A 16837-nucleotide genomic window follows, 5' to 3' on the forward strand; every position below is an offset into this window, starting at 1 on the left:
CGGGGCGGACCAGCGCGGCTTCACGCTGGGCCAGCATCAGCTCCAGCCGCACCGGCTTGCCCGCCAGGTCGGTGAGCACGTTCTCGATGCGGGAAGCGTATTGCGACCGGATCCAGTCGAGCTTGAAGCGGTTGGGCACGCGCACCGCCGCCACCACGCCGTCTTCGCCGGCATCGGTGACGTCGGCGGGCGGCAACGGCCGGATCCAGGTGTTGAATTGTTGTTCAGGCAGCTCGGCGGCCAACCGCTCGCACCCGCGCTGCCAGAGGTCTGCGCTCATTGTGGAAAACTCTTCTTAGAGCGGGCGCATTCTACCCGTCCGTGCGTCGGGCAGGCGTGGGTTATCCACAGTGGTGGACAAATGCCGAGCGACGCAGCCGGATGGCGCCCGCGTGGTACACCGGCAGCCCCTGAATTGACCGGGCTGTGGCTTTTTGCTGTAATGCCGGGTTTTCCGGACGCGAGAAGGTCGCGCCGCGCGCAGCAAAGGCAGCGCCAAGAACACCTTGGCATCAGCTTGCGTTGGCGGGGCCCCGGACACCGGGCCATCAGCTATCAGGCCAGAGCCCGGCTGAAAAATTCAGGCAACCCACCGGTTGCCGCAGACTCCGACAGAGCGCCTGATCCTGCGGGTCATCACCGAAAGCACGTCATCATGAAGCGTACCTACCAGCCGTCCAAGACCCGCCGCGCCCGCACCCACGGCTTTCTCGTGCGCATGAAGACCCGCGGCGGCCGCGCCGTGATCAAGGCGCGCCGCGCCAAGGGCCGCAAGCGCCTGGCGGTCTAAGCCCCGCGGGCTGCGAGCGGACGCAGCGGATGTCACTGCCCACGCGCGTGCAACGTCTCGTGCAATCGGCCGACTTCGAGCGTGTGCTCGGCGCGCCTCAAAAGGCGCGCAGCCCCCATTTCGCGATGCACTTCGTCGCGGCGCAGCCGGCGCGCCGGTCACCCCGCGCCGAAGTCGGACATCCGGCTGTACATTCGGCCGTTGAAACGTCTGGCGACAAGTTGTCAACAGATGTAGGCGCCGTGGAAGGCGCGCCTGTGGATGACTTGCCGCCGCCCGTGCCCAACGGCCGATGGCTCGGGTTGGTGGTGCCCAAGCGCCACGCACGCCGGTCGGTCACGCGCACGCTGCTCAAACGGCAGATCCGTGCCGTGGTGGGCGAGCAGGCTGAACAGCTGCCGCCCGGCCTGTGGGTGGTGCGCTTGCGCGCGCCGTTCGATGCACGCCAGTTCCGCAGTGCTGCTTCGCAGGCGCTGCGTGATGCTGCGCGCGCCGAACTCCAGAAGATGATTCGCGCGGCCGCCTCGGCGCCGCGCTGAGCTGCCGTGCCCGACTGGCTCGCGCTGCTGCCGCGCCGTGCGCTGATGCTGCCGGTGCGCGCCTACCGCCTGCTGCTGAGTCCCTGGATCGGCGGCCGCTGTCTCTACGAGCCCACGTGCTCGCTCTATGCTCTGCAGGCGCTGGAACGCCACGGCGCGCTGGCCGGCGGTGTACTGGCGGCGGGCCGCATCCTGCGTTGCCACCCCTGGTGTGAAGCCGGCTGCGACCCGGTGCCCGAGCGGCCGCCCCGGCTGTTCGCATTCCTGTCGCCTGACCGCGCCGCCTCCGATTCCCCCAAGAAGACTGCTCCATGACCGATATTCGCCGTACCCTGCTCTGGGTGGTGTTCTCGATGTCCCTCGTCCTGTTATGGGACGCGTGGAACAAGCACACCGGCCAGCCGTCGTTCTTCGGCCCGCATGCGGCCAAGCCGGCCGCGGCCGGTTCCGCACCTGCCTTGGGTGCATCCGGCGTGCCGGCGCCCACGGCCACCGCGACGGCTGTGGCCGGCGCCGTGCCCAACGCACCCGCCGCTGCCGCCCCCAAGGGTGAACAGATCACCGTCACCACCGACAAGGTGAAGGCGGTGCTGGACAGCCAGGGCGGCGAGCTGGTGTACCTGGAGCTGCTGGGCCAGCGCGACCAGAACGACCACAGCCGCAACGTCGTGCTGTTCGACCGCAGCGCGCAGCGGGTGTACCTGGCGCAGACGGGCCTGATCAGCGCCAACGCGGGCGCCAAGCTGCCCAACCACTTCACGCCGATGACGGCGGTGGCCGGCCCGCGCACGCTGGCCGACGGCACGAACGACGTGCAGGTGCGCTTCGAGTCGCAGCCGGTGGATGGCGTCAAGCTGGTCAAGACCTACACCTTCACCCGTGGCCAGTACACCATCGGTGTGCAGCACGACGTGATCAACGGCTCGGGCCAGGCCATCCAGCCCGAGCTGTACCTGCAGCTGGTGCGCGACGGCAACCCGCCCCCGGGTGAGTCGTCGTTCTATTCCACCTTCACCGGCCCGGCCGCGTATACCGACAACAGCAAGTTCCGCAAGATCGAGTTCAAGCACATCGAGAAGAACGACGCCGAGTACGACCGCAAGGCGGACAACGGCTGGATCGCGATGGTGCAGCACTACTTCGCCTCGGCCTGGCTGGTGAACACCCAGCAGCCGCGCGAGTTCCGCGCCGAGAAGGTGGGCACCAACCTGTACTCGATCGCGATGGTGCTGCCGCTGGGCGAAGTGGCTCCCGGCCAGACCAAGACGCAGCAGGCGGTGCTGTTCTCCGGCCCGCAGGAAGAAAAGAAGCTGGAGGCGCTGGCGCCGGGCCTGGACCTGGTGAAGGACTACGGCTGGTTCCACATCCTCTCGAAGCCGCTGTTCTGGCTGCTGACCAAGCTGCACGGCGTGCTGGGCAACTGGGGCTGGGCGATCGTGGCGCTGGTGGTGCTGCTGAAGATCGCCTTCTACTGGCTGAATGCCAGCGCCTACCGCTCGATGGCCAAGATGAAGGCCATCAACCCCAAGATCCAGGAGATGCGCGAGCGGCTGAAGGACAAGCCGCAGCAGATGCAGCAGGAGATGATGCGCATCTACCGCGAAGAGAAGGTCAACCCGCTGGGCAGCTGCCTGCCGATCTTCCTGCAGATGCCCTTCTTCATCGCGCTGTACTGGGTGCTGCTGTCCACCGTCGAGATGCGCGACGCGCCCTGGATCCTGTGGATCACCGACCTGTCGGCCAAGGACCCGTACTTCATCCTGCCGCTGGTCATGACCGCCACCTCGCTGTTCCAGGTGTGGCTGAACCCCACGCCGCCGGACCCGATGCAGGCCAAGATGATGTGGATCATGCCGCTGGTGTTCAGCGTGATGTTCTTCTTCTTCCCGGCGGGCCTGGTGCTGTACTGGATCACCAACAACCTGCTGACCATCGCGCAGCAGTGGTTCATCAACAAGCGATTGGGCGTCTGACGACCCTCTGCTGAACAGGCCCCGGCGCATGCCTTTGCGCCGGGGCCTTTGTCTTTCTGCTCGCACCACAATCCCGCCCATGCTGTCCCGTCATGAAGACCCCATTGCTGCCATCGCCACCGCACCCGGCCGCGGTGCCGTGGGCATCGTGCGCGTGTCTGCCCGCCAGGACCTCGGCCCGCTGATGGCTGCGGTCTGTGGCCGCGTGCTGCAGCCGCGCCATGCCACCTACCTGCCACTGCGGGATGCCGATGGCCAGCCCATCGACCATGGCCTGGCGCTGTACTTTCCGGCGCCGCATTCCTACACCGGCGAGCATGTGCTGGAGCTGCAGGCCCACGGTGGCCCGGTGGTGCTGCAGCTGCTGCTGGCGCGCTGCCTGGCGGTGGGGGAGGGCATCGGCCTGCGCCTGGCCGAGCCGGGTGAATTCACGCAGCGCGCCTTCCTGAACGACAAGCTCGACCTGGCGCAGGCCGAGGCGGTGAGCGACCTGATCGACGCCAGCACCGAGGCGGCCGCCCGCTCGGCCAGCCGCTCGCTCAGCGGTGCTTTCTCGCAAGAGATCGACACGCTGCGCGACCGCATCGTGCACCTGCGCATGCTGGTGGAAGCCACGCTGGACTTTCCGGAGGAAGAGATCGACTTCCTGGAAAAGGCCGACGCCCGTGGCCAGCTGCAGCGCTTGATCGCGTCGGTGGACGAGGTGCTGGACCGGGCGAAGCAGGGTGCGTTGCTGCGCGAGGGCATCCGCGTGGTGCTGGCCGGCCAGCCCAACGTGGGCAAGAGCTCGCTGCTCAATGCGCTGGCCGGGGCTGAGCTGGCCATCGTCACGCCCATCCCGGGCACCACGCGCGACAAGGTGCAGCAGACCATCCAGATCGAAGGCGTGCCGCTGCACGTGATCGACACCGCCGGCCTGCGCGAAGCCACCGACGAGGTGGAGCGCATCGGCATCTCGCGCAGCTGGAGCGAGATCGAGCAGGCCGATGCGGTGATCTTCCTGCACGACCTGACGCGGCTGGGCCAACCCGACTACGACGCCGGTGATGCCGAGATCGCGCAGCGCCTGCTGGGTGCCGATCCGCGTCAGCAGGCGCGGGTGCTGCACGTGTACAACAAGGCCGATGCGGCGGCGACGGCACCAGCCCCACTGGCAGCCGCTGCGCTGCAGTTGTCCGCCGCCACCGGCGCCGGTCTCGACGGCCTGCGCCAGGCCTTGCTGGCCAAGGCCGGCTGGCATGCATCGCCCGAAGGCGTGTTCATCGCGCGCACCCGCCATGTGCAGGCGCTGCGCCGCACGCGTGAGCATCTGCTGCTGGCGCAGGCGCATGGCCAGTCGGCCGATGCCGCGCTGGATCTGCTGGCCGAAGAACTGCGCCTGGCCCACAACGCGCTGGGCGAGATCACCGGCGCCTTCAGCGCCGACGACCTGCTGGGCGAGATCTTCAGCCGCTTTTGCATCGGCAAGTGAATCTGCACCAAGGCTGCACCGCAGCGGTGCTTTGGCAGGTCGCTTGCCCATAATGATCCAGGGGTGACAAGGAACCTGGATGGACTTGAGCGCATTGAAGGAAGCAGTGGCCACGCTGAACGCGGACGACGCTTTCGGGCAGCGCTTGAGTGAAGACACCTGGCAGGCCCTGGCGCCGCTGCTCACCCGTCATGAATTGCGCGTCGGCCATCTGCTGCTCAAGCAGGATGAAGTCGACGCCACCTTGTACTTCCTCGAACGCGGCAGCTTGCAGGTCTTCGTCACCTGCAGCACGCCGGGCACCCATCGCGTGGCCATCCTGCGCGCGGGTTCGGTGGTGGGGGAAGCGGGCCTGTTCGGCCGCACGCCCCGCATGGCCAACGTGGAAGCGATGAGCAACTGCGTGGTGTGGGGCTTGCGGGCCGCGCAGCTGGAATCGCTGGCGGCACAAGCCCCTGCGCTGGCGCTGGAGCTGGTGCGCGCGGCGGCCGGCGTGCTGGCGGTGCGCACCCGCGCCAACCTGGAACGCGCGGTGCCGCTGAGCTGAGGCTCAGCTTTCGTCGTTCAGCCCTTCAGCAGCTTTTCTTCGGCCAGCGACAGCGGCTCCGGCAGGCCCGACAGCACCAGCGTGTCGCCCGGGCCCAGCACCAGGCCGTCTTCTGCCGCCACCACCTGGCCCGAGCCCAGCCGCACCGACACCACCTGCACGCCCACTGCATGCAGCGCCAGCGCACCCAGCGACTGGCCCAGGCTGGCCGCTGCGGCGGGCAGGCTCACCGACAGCAGACGGGCCTGCTGGCGCTCTTCGGCCCCGTCGTCGTCGGCACCATGGAAGTAGCCGCGCAGCAGGCCGTAGCGCGCATTGCGGGCGTCCTGTGTCAGCCGGATCACACGGCGCATGGGCACGCCCACCAGCGCCAGCGCATGCGAAGCCAGCATCAACGAGCCTTCGATGGCCTCGGGCACCACCTCGGTGGCGCCGGCATTGCGCAGCAGCTCCAGGTCGGTGTCGTCGATGGTGCGGATGATCACCGGCACCTTGGGCGCATGCTCGCGCGCCAGCCGCAGAATCTTCAGCGCCGAGGCGGTGTCGTGGTAGCTCACCACCACCGCACTGGCGCGGGCCAGGCCGGCGGCCATCAGGCTGCGCAGCTTGGCGGCATCGCCGAACACCACGCTCTGGCCGGCGGCGGCGGCCTGGCGCACGCGGTCGGGGTCCAGGTCCAATGCCATGTACGGAATGCGCTCGGCCTCCAGCAGGCGGGCCAGGTTCTGGCCGCTGCGGCCATAGCCGCAGATGATCACGTGCGCCTCGCTGCGGATGGACTTCTTGGCGATGGTGGTGAGCGCCGCGGCCTGCATCAGCCAGTCGGTGGCCGACAGCCGCATCACGATGCGGTTGCTGTACATCACGATGAAGGGCGTGGCGATCATCGAGATCACCATGCCAGCCAGGATGGGGCTTTCCAGCCGCGGGGTCAGCAGCTCGTGCTGGCGGGCCAGGGCCAGCAGCACGAAGCCGAACTCACCGGCCTGCGCCAGGTACAGGCCCGTGCGCAGCGCCACACCGGGCGTGGCGTTGAACACCCGCGACAGGCCGGTGACCAGCGCGAACTTGAACAGCACCGGCAGCACCGCCAGCACCAGCACCAGCGGCCACTGCGCCACCACCAGCGACATGTCCAGCTTCATGCCGATGGTGATGAAGAACAGGCCCAGCAGCACGTCGTGGAAGGGCCGGATGTCGCTTTCCACCTGGTGCTTGTATTCGGTCTCGGCGATCAGCATGCCGGCCACGAAGGCGCCCAGCGCCAGCGACAGGCCCGCATGCTCGGTGAGCCAGGCCAGGCCCAGCGTGACCAGCAGCAGGTTCAGCACGAACAGCTCCGAGCTCTTGCGCCGTGCCACCAGCGTGAGCCACCAGCGCATCAGCTTCTGCCCACCCACCAGCAGCAGCGCCAGCAGCGCCGCGGCCTTGAGCACCGCGAACAGCAGCTCGGTGAACAGCACCTCCGGCGGCGCAGTGAGCGCGGGTATGAGCACCAGCAGCGGCACCACGGCCAGGTCCTGGAACAGCAGCACGCCCATCACGCGGCGGCCATGTTCGGTTTCCAGCTCCAGCCGCTCGGCCATCAGCTTGCCGAGGATGGCGGTGCTGCTCATCGCCAATGCGCCGCCCAGCACCACCGCATGCTGCCAGCTCAGGCCGTAGCTGCGGCCCGCCAGGCCGAAGGCCATACCCAGCAAGGCATTGCCCACGATGGCAGCCAGCATGGTGAGCGTGACCTGCCACAGGCCCAAGCCGAACACCAGCGTGCGCATGCTGCGCAGCTTGGGCAGGTTGAACTCCAGCCCGATGACGAACATCAGGAAGACGACGCCGAACTCGGCCAGGTATTCGACACCGCCGTTCTCGCGCGACAGCGCCAGCGCATTGGGCCCGATGACCACGCCCACCACCAGGTAGCCCAGCATCGGCGGCAGCCGCAATGAGCGGCAGGCCACCACACCCGCCACCGCGGCCACCAAGTACAGCAATACCAGTTCGAGCGTAGTAGCCATGCGGCGTGGACCCAGCGCAAGCGCCATGCCTGCCAACCTAGAATGCCCGATCCTAAGTGAGCCATTGACAACGTGATCAACGAGCCCCCCGCGGCCGCCAGCTTCGACGCCGAACGTGCGCTGCGGCTGGCCGCCGAGACCTTCGAGATCGAGGCCGAGGCCCTGCTGTCCATCCGCTCCGGGCTGTCCTCGGCCTTCGTCGATGCGGTGCGCCTGGTGCTGGCCTGCCGCGGCCGCGTGGTGGTGATGGGCATGGGCAAGAGCGGCCATGTGGGCCGCAAGATCGCGGCCACGCTGGCATCCACCGGCACGCCGGCGATGTTCGTGCACCCGGGCGAAGCCAGCCATGGCGACCTGGGCATGGTCACGCTGCAGGACGTGGTGCTGGCCATCTCCAATTCAGGTGAGAGCGACGAGCTCAACGTCATCCTGCCGGTGCTCAAGCGCCTGGGCGTGCCGCTGATCGCGATGACCGGCCGCGCCCAGTCCACGCTGGCCCGCCATGCCGACCAGGTGTTGCTGTGCAAGGTCGAGCGTGAAGCCTGCCCGCTGAACCTGGCGCCCACCACCAGCACCACCGCGCAGATGGCGATGGGCGATGCACTGGCGGTGGCGCTGCTGGACGCACGCGGCTTTCATGAACAGGACTTTGCGCGCTCACATCCCGGGGGCGCGCTGGGCCGCAAGCTGCTGATGCATGTGCGCGACCTGATGCGCTCGGGCGATGACCTGCCGCGCGTGCCGCCCGAGGCCGAGTTCCTGCAGATGCTGCACGAGATGAGCGCCAAGGGCCTGGGCTTTGCCGTGGTGGTGGGCGCCGACGACGTGGTGCAGGGCATCTTCACCGATGGCGACCTGCGCCGCCTGATCGAACGTGGCACCGACCTGCGCGCCTTCCGCGCGCAGGAGGTGATGCACACCGCGCCGCGCCGCGTGCGCGACGACGTGCTGGCGGTGGAAGCCGCCACCGTGATGGAACAACACCGCGTCACGAGTGTGCTGGTGGTGGATGCGCAAGACCGGCTGGTCGGCGCCATCAACAGCAACGACCTGATGCGGGCCAAGGTGATTTGATGGCGGACCTTTCTCAGTTGCAACCCGCGCTGCGCTTCGCGCCCGAGCTGTTGCTCAAGGCGCAGGGTAGTGGCCTGGGCATGAAGGCCGCGGTCTTCGACGTCGATGGCGTGCTCACCGACGGGCGCCTGTACATCGCCGAGTCGGGCGAACAGTTCAAGGCCTTCCACAGCCTCGATGGCCATGGCCTGAAGCTGCTGGCGCAGGCCGGCATCGTGCCCATCATCTGCACCGGCCGCGATTCGCCGGCGGTGCGCCGCCGCGTGGCCGACCTGGGCCTGCAGCATGCGCACTACGGCGTGAAGGACAAGCTGGCCGTGGTGCAGCAGGCCATCGATGCACTGGGCGTCGATTGGGCCGACCTGGCCGTGATCGGCGACGACTGGCCCGACCTGCCGCTGCTGGTGCGCGCCGGCCTGGCCTGTGCACCGGCCAACGCCCATGCCGAGGTCAAGGCCGTGGCCCACCACGTGAGCCCGCTGCAAGGCGGCGAGGGCGCCGCGCGCGAGTTGTGCGACCTGCTGCTGATCGCCAGCGGCGCTTATGCGCGGCTGTTGCACGGCCAGCTCACCACGCTGGACGCGGCCTGATGACCAGCCCGCCGCTGGGTCCGCCCGCCGTCGCATCCGGGTCCACGTTGCCGGCCATGCCCTGGCACTGGCGCCTGCGCGAAGCCTTGTCGGCCTACCTGCCGTTGCTGCTGATGGGCATGCTGGCCCTGGCCACCTGGTGGCTCATCAACAACACGCCTGGCGCCCCGGCGGCCAGCGGGCAGGCGCCGGTGCGGCACGACCCCGACTACACGATGCAGGGCTTCACGTTGCAGCGCTTCGGCAGCGACGGCCGGCTGACGGTGCAGCTGGAAGGCGACCAGCTGCGGCACTTTCCGGACACCGACACGCTGGAAGTGGACACGGTGCGCATCCAGGCGTTTTCCAACGACGGCTCGAAGACCAACGCCACCGCGCGGCGCGCGCTGAGCAATGCCGACGCCAGCGAAGTGCAGCTGCTGGGCGGCGCAAAGGTCGAGCGCAGCGGCGGTGCCTCGGGCGCCGCGCCGCTGCAATTCGAGGGTGAGTTTTTGCACGCCTTCCTGCGTACCGAGCAGCTGCGGTCGCACCTGCCGGTGGTGCTGCGCCAGGGCGGCAGCGAGATCCGGGCCGGCGGCATGCAGTACAGCCACCTGGACCAACAGGCCACCTTCCTGCCGCCGGTGCGTGCGCGGTTCGCGCCCGCCGCGGGCGGTGCGCGACGGTGAACGTGGCGGGGTCGCGGGACAAGACGGCCGCGCGGCCTTTGGTGTTCATCACCGGCGCGTCGAGCGGCATCGGCCAGGCGCTGGCCGCCCGTTACCACGCCGCAGGCTGGCGGCTGGCGCTGGTGGCACGCCGGGTGGAAGAGACAGCCGCCTGGGCGCGCCAGCAGGGCTTTGCCGAAGACACCTGGGCCGTGTACGCGGCCGATGTGCGCCACAGCGCCGAGATCGTGGCGGCCGGCCGAGCCTGCCTGCAGCAGCAAGGCCTGCCCGACGTGGTGATCGCCAATGCCGGCATCAGCATCGGCATGGACTCGGCCATCGAGGCCGACCTGGAAGTGATGCGGGCCACCCTGGAAACCAACAACCTGGGCATGGCCGCCACTTTTCACCCCTTCATCGCGCCGATGTGTGAACGGCGCCGCGGCACCCTGGTGGGCGTGGCCAGCGTCGCAGCCATCAGGGGTTTACCCGGACACGGCGCCTACTGCGCCAGCAAGGCCGCCGTGGTCAGCTATTGCGAAAGCCTGCGAGGGGATTGCCGGCCTTTCAATGTCAAAGTGGTGACAGTGGCACCGGGATACATAGATACCCCTTTGACGCAGCGCAATCCCTATTCCATGCCCTTCCTGATGAGCCCGGCGGCATTTGCCGACAAGGCCTTCCGGGTGATCGAGGCGGGTGTCAGTTATCGCGTCATCCCCTGGCAGATGGGCGTGGTGGCCAAGCTCATGCGGATTTTGCCCAATGTCATTTTTGACCGACTTGTGGCAGGCAGAGGGCGCAAGCCGCGGCAAGGCCATTGAGCCGCCGCCAAACGCGCGGCCATGAAAAAAGGGCGCCGGAGTGATCCGCGCCCTTCTTGCTGAAGGCCCCGCAACAGGGCCTTGGCTTCAGTCGGCTGCTCAGTAGCCGCTGCTGCCGCCGCCGTAGCCACCACGGCCACCGCCGCTGTAGCCGCCGCGGCCACCGCCGCCGCCACCACCGCCGTAGCCGCCGCCACCACCGCCGCTGCCGTAGCCACCACGGCCACCGCCGCCGCCGCTGCCGTAGGGGCTGCGACCACCGCCGCCGCCGCCACCGCCGTAGCCGCCACCACCGCCGCCGCCGTAGCCACCACCACCGCCGCCGCCACTGCGGAAGCCACCCGGACGCTCTTCGCGCGGGCGCGCTTCGTTCACGACGATGGCGCGGCCTTCGAGGGCCTGGCCGTTCATGCCGTTGATGGCGGACTGCGCTTCGGCGTCAGAGGCCATTTCGACGAAACCAAAGCCCTTGGAGCGGCCGGTTTCCCGGTCCATCATCACCTTGGCCGACGTCACGGTACCAAATTGCACGAATGCGCTATGCAGGGATTCGTCGCGCACGCTGTAAGCGAGGTTTCCGACGTAGAGCTTGTTTCCCATGGGGAACACCTTCCTTCTAACAGAACACCATGTGGAGCTTCAACCCGTCGTGAAACATTCAAGCGAAGGCGCCGCATCCATACCCGGAGGGTGGTAGGTTAACAAAGAAGTTCCGAAAAATGCGCAAGCGGTCGCTTGTCAACTGTTGTTTTCTGAGCGACGCACCAATGAGGGGTGAGCCCCGAAACAGGGACTTATCATCCGCCCGTCATGACACCCCTGACCAGCGGACCTCCGCACAGCGATCCGCTGGCGGCGCTGTCCCGCCTTCTTTCCTGCGTGGACGCGGTTCGGCAAGGCCGGGCGCTGTTCGCGCTGCTCACCACCTTCTGCGCCGCCGGTCTGTTGCTGGCCATGGCCGGCTCGTCGCTGGCCGCAGGGGCCTCGGCCTGGGCGGTGGTGCAGGGCGGTGGCGCCCTGTTCGTGGCCTTCTACGGCAGCAACACCACCGGTCTGCTGTTGATGGACCACGCGCTGGGCCGCCCGGTGCGTGAGGTGGCCGACGCCCTGGGCGATGCGCTGCGCACCGGCCACCGCCTGCTGGCGGTGCTGCTGGTGGCCTTTGCCACGGTGGCGGTGCTGGCAGGCGTGGTGGCCGCGGTGCTCTATGCGGCGCGCCTGCCGCAGGTCGGCCCGGTGCTGTTTGCGGCGGCCGTGCCCCTGGGCGTGCTGGTGCTGGGCGGCTGCGCGCTGGTGATGGCGGCGGTGGTGGGCCCGCTGGCGGCGCCCGCCATCTGGTGCGGCTGCGGCGTGCGCCAGACGCTGGCGCTGCTGCTGCGCCAGGCGCGCGACCGGCTGCTGCTGCTCGCGCTGATGGTGTCCGCGCTGGGCGCGCTCACGGCGGCGGTGGCGGCCTTGTCCACCTTCGTCGTGCTCACCGGCGGGCGCGCGGTCTCGGCGATGGCGGTTGTGGTCACCGGCGTGGACGTGCCGGCGCAGCAGTTGATGGCCGGCCTTTTCGGACTGGGGCTGCGCAGCCTGGCGGCCACGGGCGCGCCCGTCACCCAGACGGCGCATGGCGTGGCCGCGCTGGTGGGTGGCGGCCTGGTGTTCGTGCTGGCGCTGGCCCTGCCGGGCCTGGTGTACCTGCGCGGCGTGTGCGCCATCTACCTGGCGGTGGCGGCCGAAGCGCCGTCAGCGCCCGGTGCGGTGTAAGTACTCGTATACGATCGGCGCGCCATGGACCTGTTGAAGCCGCTCATCGCCCTGCTGGCGATCGTCAATCCGATCGGCGCGGTGCCGTTTTTCATCAGCTTCACGCAGCACTTCAGCCGCGAGCAGCGGCGCAACACCATCCGCGTCAGCAGCTTCAGCGCCTTCTGCGTGATCGCGATCAGCGCACTGGCGGGGCTGAAGATCATCGAGTTCTTCGGCATCAGCATCGCCTCTTTCCAGGTGGGCGGCGGCACCTTGCTGCTGATCAGCTCGCTGCAGATGCTCAACGCCCAGCAGCCCGAAACCCGGCCCAGCGACGTGGCCGAGGGCGAGCAGAAGGTGGACGCCGGCGCCAGCATCGCCGTGGTGCCGCTGACGGTGCCGCTGCTCACCGGCCCGGCCACCATCTCCACCATGGTGATCTACGCGGAGAAGACCCGCACGTTGTTCGAGCATGCGGTGCTGGTGGGCTATGGCGTGGTCATCGGGCTGGCCACCTTTGCCGCGTTTTCGGCGGCCGGTCGCATCGCGCGGGTGCTGGGGCGCACCGGCATCAACGTGATGACGCGGCTGATGGGCCTGATCCTGGCGGCGATGGCGGTCGAGCTGCTGGCGGACGGGTTGATCAAGCTCTTTCCCGTTCTCGCCTCGCACCTGAGCCGCTGACGCGCGATGTGCGCGTTGCCCGATTCCGCTTACCAGCGCGGTCGCTCCGCGGGGCATCGGCTGCCGCGGCCGGGTGAGCCCGACCTCACCACGCTGCCCACCTACGAAACGCTGGTGGCCGAAGGCGACACCCTGGACACGTTGCTGGACTACCGCACGCGGCCGCCCCGGGCGGCGCAGCCGGTGTCGCGCTGGCGGGCCATGGCCGGCGGCTGGCCGGCGGTGGCCTTGACCGCCGCGACCGCGCTGATGGGCGGCGCCACCTGGGCCGCGCTGGCCGCCCCGGTGTCCACGCCGGTGCGCGTGGGCGTGTGGAGCGGCCTGGCCCTGGCCTCGGGCGTGCAGCTGCTGGCGCTGCACCGGGTGCTGCGGCAGCGCGCACGCGCGATCGGCGCGTTGCAGCAGTTCGTCACCCGCATGCGCAGCGACGACCTGGGCAGTGCGCTGCAGGCGCTGCGGCGCGCCACCGACGGCACGGCCACGCCGCTGCAGGCGGCCGCGGCCGAGCTGCAGCAGGTGCTGGGCGAGCGCGAGCGCCGCTGGCATGCGCGGGTGCGGCTGTCGGGCGACTGGTACTGGGAAACCGATCCGCAGCACCGCATCAGCTGGCTGTCGGACGACCTCGGCTCGCACCGCAAGCTGGGCCTGGAGCCGCACCAGCTGATGGGCCAGCGCTACGACGCACTGCCCTTCTTCCAGGCGCCCGAAGGCGGCTGGGCGGCGATGCTGGACTGCCTGCACAAGCGCCTGCCTTTCCGCGACGTGGAGATCGAGGTGCGGCGGCCCGGCCGCTCACCGGTGTGGATCGCGCTGACCGGCAGTGCCCGCCGCGACGAGCTGGGCCACTTCGTCGGCTACGAGGGCGTGGGCCGCGACATCACCGAGCAGCGCCTGGCCTTCCGCCGGCTGCGCGCCAGCGAGCGGCGGTATGCGGTGATGAACGAGCTGTCGACCGACTGGTACTGGGAGACCGACGAGCAGCACCGCTTCGTGGAAGTGGGCGACATGCTCAGCGACCTGTTGGGCGAGCCCGGCGCGCGCCGCTACATCGGCCGCACCCGCTGGCATGCCTATGCCGACGGCGCCAGCGAGGAGGAGTGGGAGCACCACCGCCGCTGCCTGCAGGCCCAGCAGCCCTTCAGCAACTTCGAATACGCGGTGCGGGTGCCGGGGCGGGGCGTGCGCTGGATCGCCGTCAGCGGACGGCCGCGCCGCGACGAGAGCGGCCGTTTCCTCGGCTACCAGGGGGTGGGCCGCGACGTGACGCTGCGCAAGCGCACCGAGAAGATGCTGCTCAGCCGCAATGCCGAGCTGGCCCGCCAGGTGGCCGAGCGCACCGCCGAGCTGGAGCAGCACAACCGCGACCTGGAGGCCTTCTCGCGCCAGCTGGCGCATGAGTTGCGCACGCCCATCGGCCACGTCGTGGGCCTGGCCGACATGCTGCGCAGCCGCGCCTGGGAGCGCCTGGCCGACGACGAGCGCGAATGGCTGGCGCTGCAGGGCCGGGCCGCGCGCCAGATGTCGCACACCGTCACCGCCTTGCTGGAGCTGGCGCGCTCGGGCTCGACGCCGCTGCTGCGCGAGCCGGTGGACCTGAGCGCGCTGGCCCACGAGGTGATTGCCGAGCTGCCCTGGCTGGAGCGCGCGGTGCCGGTGGAGTGGCAGGTGCAGCCCGGACTGCAGGCCTTGTGCAGCGCACCGCTGGCGCGGGTGGTGCTGGTCAACCTGCTGTCCAACGCCGCCAAGTTCACCCGCGACGTGCCGCTGCCGCTGGTGCGGCTGGCCGCGCACCCGGAGCCGGGGGTGTTCGTGGTGCAGGACAACGGCGCCGGCTTCGACACCCAGCGGGCCGCGATGCTGTTCCAGCCGTTCCAGCGGCTGCACCCGGCGCGCCAGTTCCAGGGCACGGGGCTGGGCCTGTCCATCGTGCGCCGGGTGATCGAGCGCCATGGCGGTAGCGTGCGCGCCGAGGCGCCGGCCCAGGGCGGCGCGCGGTTTTACTTCAGCTTCGGCCGGCCGTTGCAGGACGCCGACAACGCGGGGGAAAGTACCAATGACGCCGGGGATTCGCCCACCTAGAGTCCGCGTTCTCGCAGCAGCGCCGCCATGCGCGCGCCTGCTGAACGGGGGCTGAGGAGACAACCGACACCAAGATTCATAACATGAGGGTCTCGCCCGGTAGGCAGGGACCACTGTGACAACGCCAGCAGATGCTGGCGTTTTTTTTGCCGCTCGTGCTGCCTCAGGCCGCGGTGGCAGGCACGCCGCGGAACACGCCGACCGTGTCGTTGAGCTGCTGCGCCTGGCGGCGCAGGCTGTCGGAGGCGGCGGCGCTCTGTTCCACCAGCGCCGCGTTCTGCTGCGTCACCTGGTCGAGTTCATTGACCGCCTGGCTCACCTGGCTGATGCCCGTGGTCTGCTCCTGCCCCGAGCGGCTGATGTCGCCGATCAGCGCCGACACCCGCTGCACCTGGGCCACGATGTCGTCCATCGCGCTGCCTGCCTCGGCCACCAGCCGGGAGCCGGCCTGCACCCGGTCGACGCTGGCGCCGATCAGCGTCTTGATCTCCTTGGCCGCCTCGGCCGAGCGCTGCGCCAGGCTGCGCACCTCGCCGGCCACCACCGCGAAGCCGCGGCCCTGCTCGCCGGCACGGGCGGCCTCCACCGCGGCGTTGAGCGCCAGGATGTTGGTCTGGAAGGCGATGCCGTCGATGACGGCGATGATGTCGCCGATGCGGCGCGAGCTGCTGCTGATGTCTTCCATCGTCGAGACCACGCGCGCCACCACTTCGCCGCCCCGGGTGGCGGCGTCGCTGGCGTCGGTGGCCAGCCGCGTGGCCTGCTGGGCGGTTTCGGCGCTGTGGCTGACGGTGGCGGTCATCTGCTCCATCGAGGCGGCCGTCTCCTGCAGGCTGCTGGCCTGCTGTTCGGTGCGGCGCGACAGGTCGGCGTTGCCATTGGCGATCTGCAGGCTGCCGGTGGCGATCGCGTCGGAGGCTTCGCGCACCTGGGCCACCAGACGGGCCAGCCCTTGCTGCATGCGGCTCAAGGAGGCCAGCACGCTGCCCGGCGCCGCCCGGTCGGCGCTGGCGATCGGGCTCAGGTCGCCCTGGGCCACGCGTTCGGCCACGGCGCCCAGTTGCGCGGGCTCGGCGCCCAGCGCGCGGCGCAGCTGGCGCTGGATGCTCACCAGGAAAAACAGCGCGCTGCCCAGCGCCGCCAGGCTGGCCGCGATCAGCGCGGTGCGGAACGTCGCATAGCCTTGCTGGGCGTCGGTCACGCTGTCTCGCGTGCTTTCGCCCAGGGCGCCCAGGTAGGCGTCCACCGCCCGCTGCAGCTCGGCCAGCAGCGGGCGGCACTCGCGGTTCATCACCTCGATGGCCTGCGCCTGCTGCCCTTGCGAGGCCAGGGACACCACGCGCAGGGCCACCGGGTTGTAGCGCGTTTCCACGTCCTGCAGGCGCTGCAACCCCTGGCGTTCGGCCGCGCTCACGTCGGCGTCGTCGGTCACCCGCAAGGCCAGGCGCGAGAGGGTGCGTTGCACCGCGTTGTGGGCATGCTGCACGGCGGACAGTTCGGCCTCGGTGTCGGTGGGGCCGCTCACCAGCACCAGGTTGCGGGCACTGATGGCGCGGTTGGCGGCCGCCGAGCGCAGGTCGTTGGCCAGTTGCATGCGCTGGCCGTCGGCGGCCACATAGCGCTCGAAGTGCTGGTTGCTGCGGTGCAGGGCCGTGACAGCCAGCCCCGAGACCGTGGCCACGAGCACCGACAGCAGGCTGAAGGCAGCGGCCAGGCGGGCGCGCAGGGTGAGAGAGTTCGTGAACATGGTGGAGGGTGCACAGGGTGGTGGTCTCCGCAATCTCGGACAGGGATGCAGCTTCTTAAACGATAGAAATGCTATTTGTGCCAGTAGTTCGGCAGCCCGCCCGAACAGGCGCCTTGCTCA

General features: G+C 69.5%; 17 protein-coding genes. 13 read left to right on the forward strand and 4 right to left on the reverse strand.

Annotated elements, in window-relative coordinates; all coding sequences use genetic code 11:
- Positions 1-280 (reverse strand): DnaA N-terminal domain-containing protein (locus ABNT58_RS18585; protein ID WP_348754926.1); only part of this gene is annotated, 280 nt, incomplete at its 3' end.
- 375 nt (positions 281-655) lie between these two features.
- On the opposite strand from ABNT58_RS18585, the gene rpmH reads away from it, so the two are divergent.
- The 6 genes from rpmH (at position 656) to ABNT58_RS18615 (ending at position 5320) form a co-directional block, all read left to right on the forward strand.
- Positions 656-790 carry a 50S ribosomal protein L34 gene (rpmH, locus tag ABNT58_RS18590; RefSeq protein WP_124223019.1) on the forward strand — a complete coding sequence of 45 codons (135 nt, stop codon included), beginning with the start codon at positions 656-658 and terminating at the stop codon, positions 788-790.
- 29 nt (positions 791-819) lie between these two features.
- Positions 820-1329 carry a ribonuclease P protein component gene (locus ABNT58_RS18595; protein ID WP_348754927.1) on the forward strand — a complete coding sequence of 170 codons (510 nt, stop codon included), beginning with the start codon at positions 820-822 and terminating at the stop codon, positions 1327-1329.
- Between the two features lie 27 nt (positions 1330-1356).
- A complete protein-coding gene (yidD, locus tag ABNT58_RS18600) occupies positions 1357-1644 on the forward strand; it encodes a membrane protein insertion efficiency factor YidD (RefSeq protein WP_348754953.1) in 288 nt (95 codons plus the stop codon).
- Positions 1641-3302: a membrane protein insertase YidC gene (gene yidC / locus ABNT58_RS18605; RefSeq protein WP_348754928.1), complete on the forward strand. Its 1662-nt coding sequence runs from the start codon at positions 1641-1643 to the stop codon at positions 3300-3302. The genes yidD and yidC overlap by 4 nt, the downstream gene beginning before the upstream one ends.
- Positions 3303-3381: 79 nt before the next feature.
- Complete coding sequence (gene mnmE, locus ABNT58_RS18610; protein WP_348754929.1) at positions 3382-4773, forward strand: tRNA uridine-5-carboxymethylaminomethyl(34) synthesis GTPase MnmE; 1392 nt, start codon at positions 3382-3384, stop codon at positions 4771-4773.
- Positions 4774-4852: 79 nt separating this feature from the next.
- Positions 4853-5320: a cyclic nucleotide-binding domain-containing protein gene (locus tag ABNT58_RS18615; protein ID WP_348754930.1), complete on the forward strand. Its 468-nt coding sequence runs from the start codon at positions 4853-4855 to the stop codon at positions 5318-5320.
- 17 nt (positions 5321-5337) lie between these two features.
- Here the strand turns inward: ABNT58_RS18615 and ABNT58_RS18620 are convergent, their stop codons facing one another.
- Positions 5338-7335 (reverse strand): cation:proton antiporter, encoded by a 1998-nt coding sequence (locus tag ABNT58_RS18620; RefSeq protein ID WP_348754931.1) that lies wholly within the window; start codon positions 7333-7335, stop codon positions 5338-5340.
- A gap of 72 nt (positions 7336-7407) precedes the next feature.
- Between ABNT58_RS18620 and ABNT58_RS18625 the strand changes: the two genes are divergently transcribed.
- From ABNT58_RS18625 to ABNT58_RS18640, 4 genes are read left to right on the forward strand one after another with little or no spacing between them, the layout of a single operon-like run.
- Entirely contained in the window at positions 7408-8409 is a 1002-nt protein-coding gene (locus ABNT58_RS18625) for a KpsF/GutQ family sugar-phosphate isomerase (protein WP_348754932.1), read from the forward strand.
- Positions 8409-8999: an HAD hydrolase family protein gene (locus ABNT58_RS18630; RefSeq protein WP_348754933.1), complete on the forward strand. Its 591-nt coding sequence runs from the start codon at positions 8409-8411 to the stop codon at positions 8997-8999. Before ABNT58_RS18625 ends, ABNT58_RS18630 begins: the two co-directional genes overlap by 1 nt.
- A 56-nt stretch (positions 9000-9055) precedes the next feature.
- Positions 9056-9667, forward strand: coding sequence for an LPS export ABC transporter periplasmic protein LptC (gene lptC / locus ABNT58_RS18635; RefSeq protein WP_348754934.1), 612 nt, complete (start codon positions 9056-9058; stop codon positions 9665-9667).
- Between the two features lie 38 nt (positions 9668-9705).
- Positions 9706-10470, forward strand: a complete 765-nt coding sequence (locus tag ABNT58_RS18640) for an SDR family oxidoreductase (protein WP_348754935.1) — start codon at positions 9706-9708, stop codon at positions 10468-10470.
- Positions 10471-10569: 99 nt separating this feature from the next.
- Here ABNT58_RS18640 and ABNT58_RS18645 read toward each other — a convergent pair whose 3' ends face one another.
- Complete coding sequence (locus ABNT58_RS18645) at positions 10570-11070, reverse strand: RNA-binding protein (protein WP_348754936.1); 501 nt, start codon at positions 11068-11070, stop codon at positions 10570-10572.
- Between the two features lie 210 nt (positions 11071-11280).
- Between ABNT58_RS18645 and ABNT58_RS18650 the strand changes: the two genes are divergently transcribed.
- Genes ABNT58_RS18650 through ABNT58_RS18660 form a run of 3 tightly spaced genes read left to right on the forward strand, consistent with a single transcriptional unit; the run spans position 11281 to position 14970 of the window.
- Positions 11281-12225, forward strand: coding sequence for a hypothetical protein (locus tag ABNT58_RS18650; RefSeq protein WP_348754937.1), 945 nt, complete (start codon positions 11281-11283; stop codon positions 12223-12225).
- 24 nt (positions 12226-12249) lie between these two features.
- A complete protein-coding gene (locus tag ABNT58_RS18655) occupies positions 12250-12891 on the forward strand; it encodes a MarC family protein (RefSeq protein ID WP_348754938.1) in 642 nt (213 codons plus the stop codon).
- Between the two features lie 15 nt (positions 12892-12906).
- The gene (locus ABNT58_RS18660; protein WP_348754939.1) at positions 12907-14970 is read left to right on the forward strand and encodes a PAS domain-containing sensor histidine kinase; all 2064 of its coding nucleotides are present in this window, start codon (positions 12907-12909) and stop codon (positions 14968-14970) included.
- Between the two features lie 163 nt (positions 14971-15133).
- Here ABNT58_RS18660 and ABNT58_RS18665 read toward each other — a convergent pair whose 3' ends face one another.
- Positions 15134-16717, reverse strand: a complete 1584-nt coding sequence (locus ABNT58_RS18665) for a methyl-accepting chemotaxis protein (protein ID WP_348754940.1) — start codon at positions 16715-16717, stop codon at positions 15134-15136.
- Positions 16718-16837 lie beyond the last annotated feature (120 nt).

Origin of the sequence: uncultured Aquincola sp. (genome assembly GCF_964001545.1) — a bacterium.
In the GTDB taxonomy this organism is placed as follows: domain Bacteria; phylum Pseudomonadota; class Gammaproteobacteria; order Burkholderiales; family Burkholderiaceae_C; genus Aquincola.

Bases quoted from the DNA above. Each gene is read 5' to 3' on its own strand.
- rpmH (WP_124223019.1), top strand. From the start codon at position 656: ATGAAGCGTACCTACCAGCCGTCCAAGACCCGCCGCGCCCGCACCCAC.
- ABNT58_RS18595 (WP_348754927.1), top strand. From the start codon at position 820: ATGTCACTGCCCACGCGCGTGCAACGTCTCGTGCAATCGGCCGACTTC.
- yidC (WP_348754928.1), top strand. From the start codon at position 1,641: ATGACCGATATTCGCCGTACCCTGCTCTGGGTGGTGTTCTCGATGTCC.
- mnmE (WP_348754929.1), top strand. From the start codon at position 3,382: ATGCTGTCCCGTCATGAAGACCCCATTGCTGCCATCGCCACCGCACCC.
- ABNT58_RS18615 (WP_348754930.1), top strand. From the start codon at position 4,853: ATGGACTTGAGCGCATTGAAGGAAGCAGTGGCCACGCTGAACGCGGAC.
- ABNT58_RS18620 (WP_348754931.1), bottom strand. From the start codon at position 7,335: ATGGCTACTACGCTCGAACTGGTATTGCTGTACTTGGTGGCCGCGGTG.
- ABNT58_RS18630 (WP_348754933.1), top strand. From the start codon at position 8,409: ATGGCGGACCTTTCTCAGTTGCAACCCGCGCTGCGCTTCGCGCCCGAG.
- lptC (WP_348754934.1), top strand. From the start codon at position 9,056: ATGCCCTGGCACTGGCGCCTGCGCGAAGCCTTGTCGGCCTACCTGCCG.
- ABNT58_RS18645 (WP_348754936.1), bottom strand. From the start codon at position 11,070: ATGGGAAACAAGCTCTACGTCGGAAACCTCGCTTACAGCGTGCGCGAC.
- ABNT58_RS18650 (WP_348754937.1), top strand. From the start codon at position 11,281: ATGACACCCCTGACCAGCGGACCTCCGCACAGCGATCCGCTGGCGGCG.
- ABNT58_RS18655 (WP_348754938.1), top strand. From the start codon at position 12,250: ATGGACCTGTTGAAGCCGCTCATCGCCCTGCTGGCGATCGTCAATCCG.
- ABNT58_RS18665 (WP_348754940.1), bottom strand. From the start codon at position 16,717: ATGTTCACGAACTCTCTCACCCTGCGCGCCCGCCTGGCCGCTGCCTTC.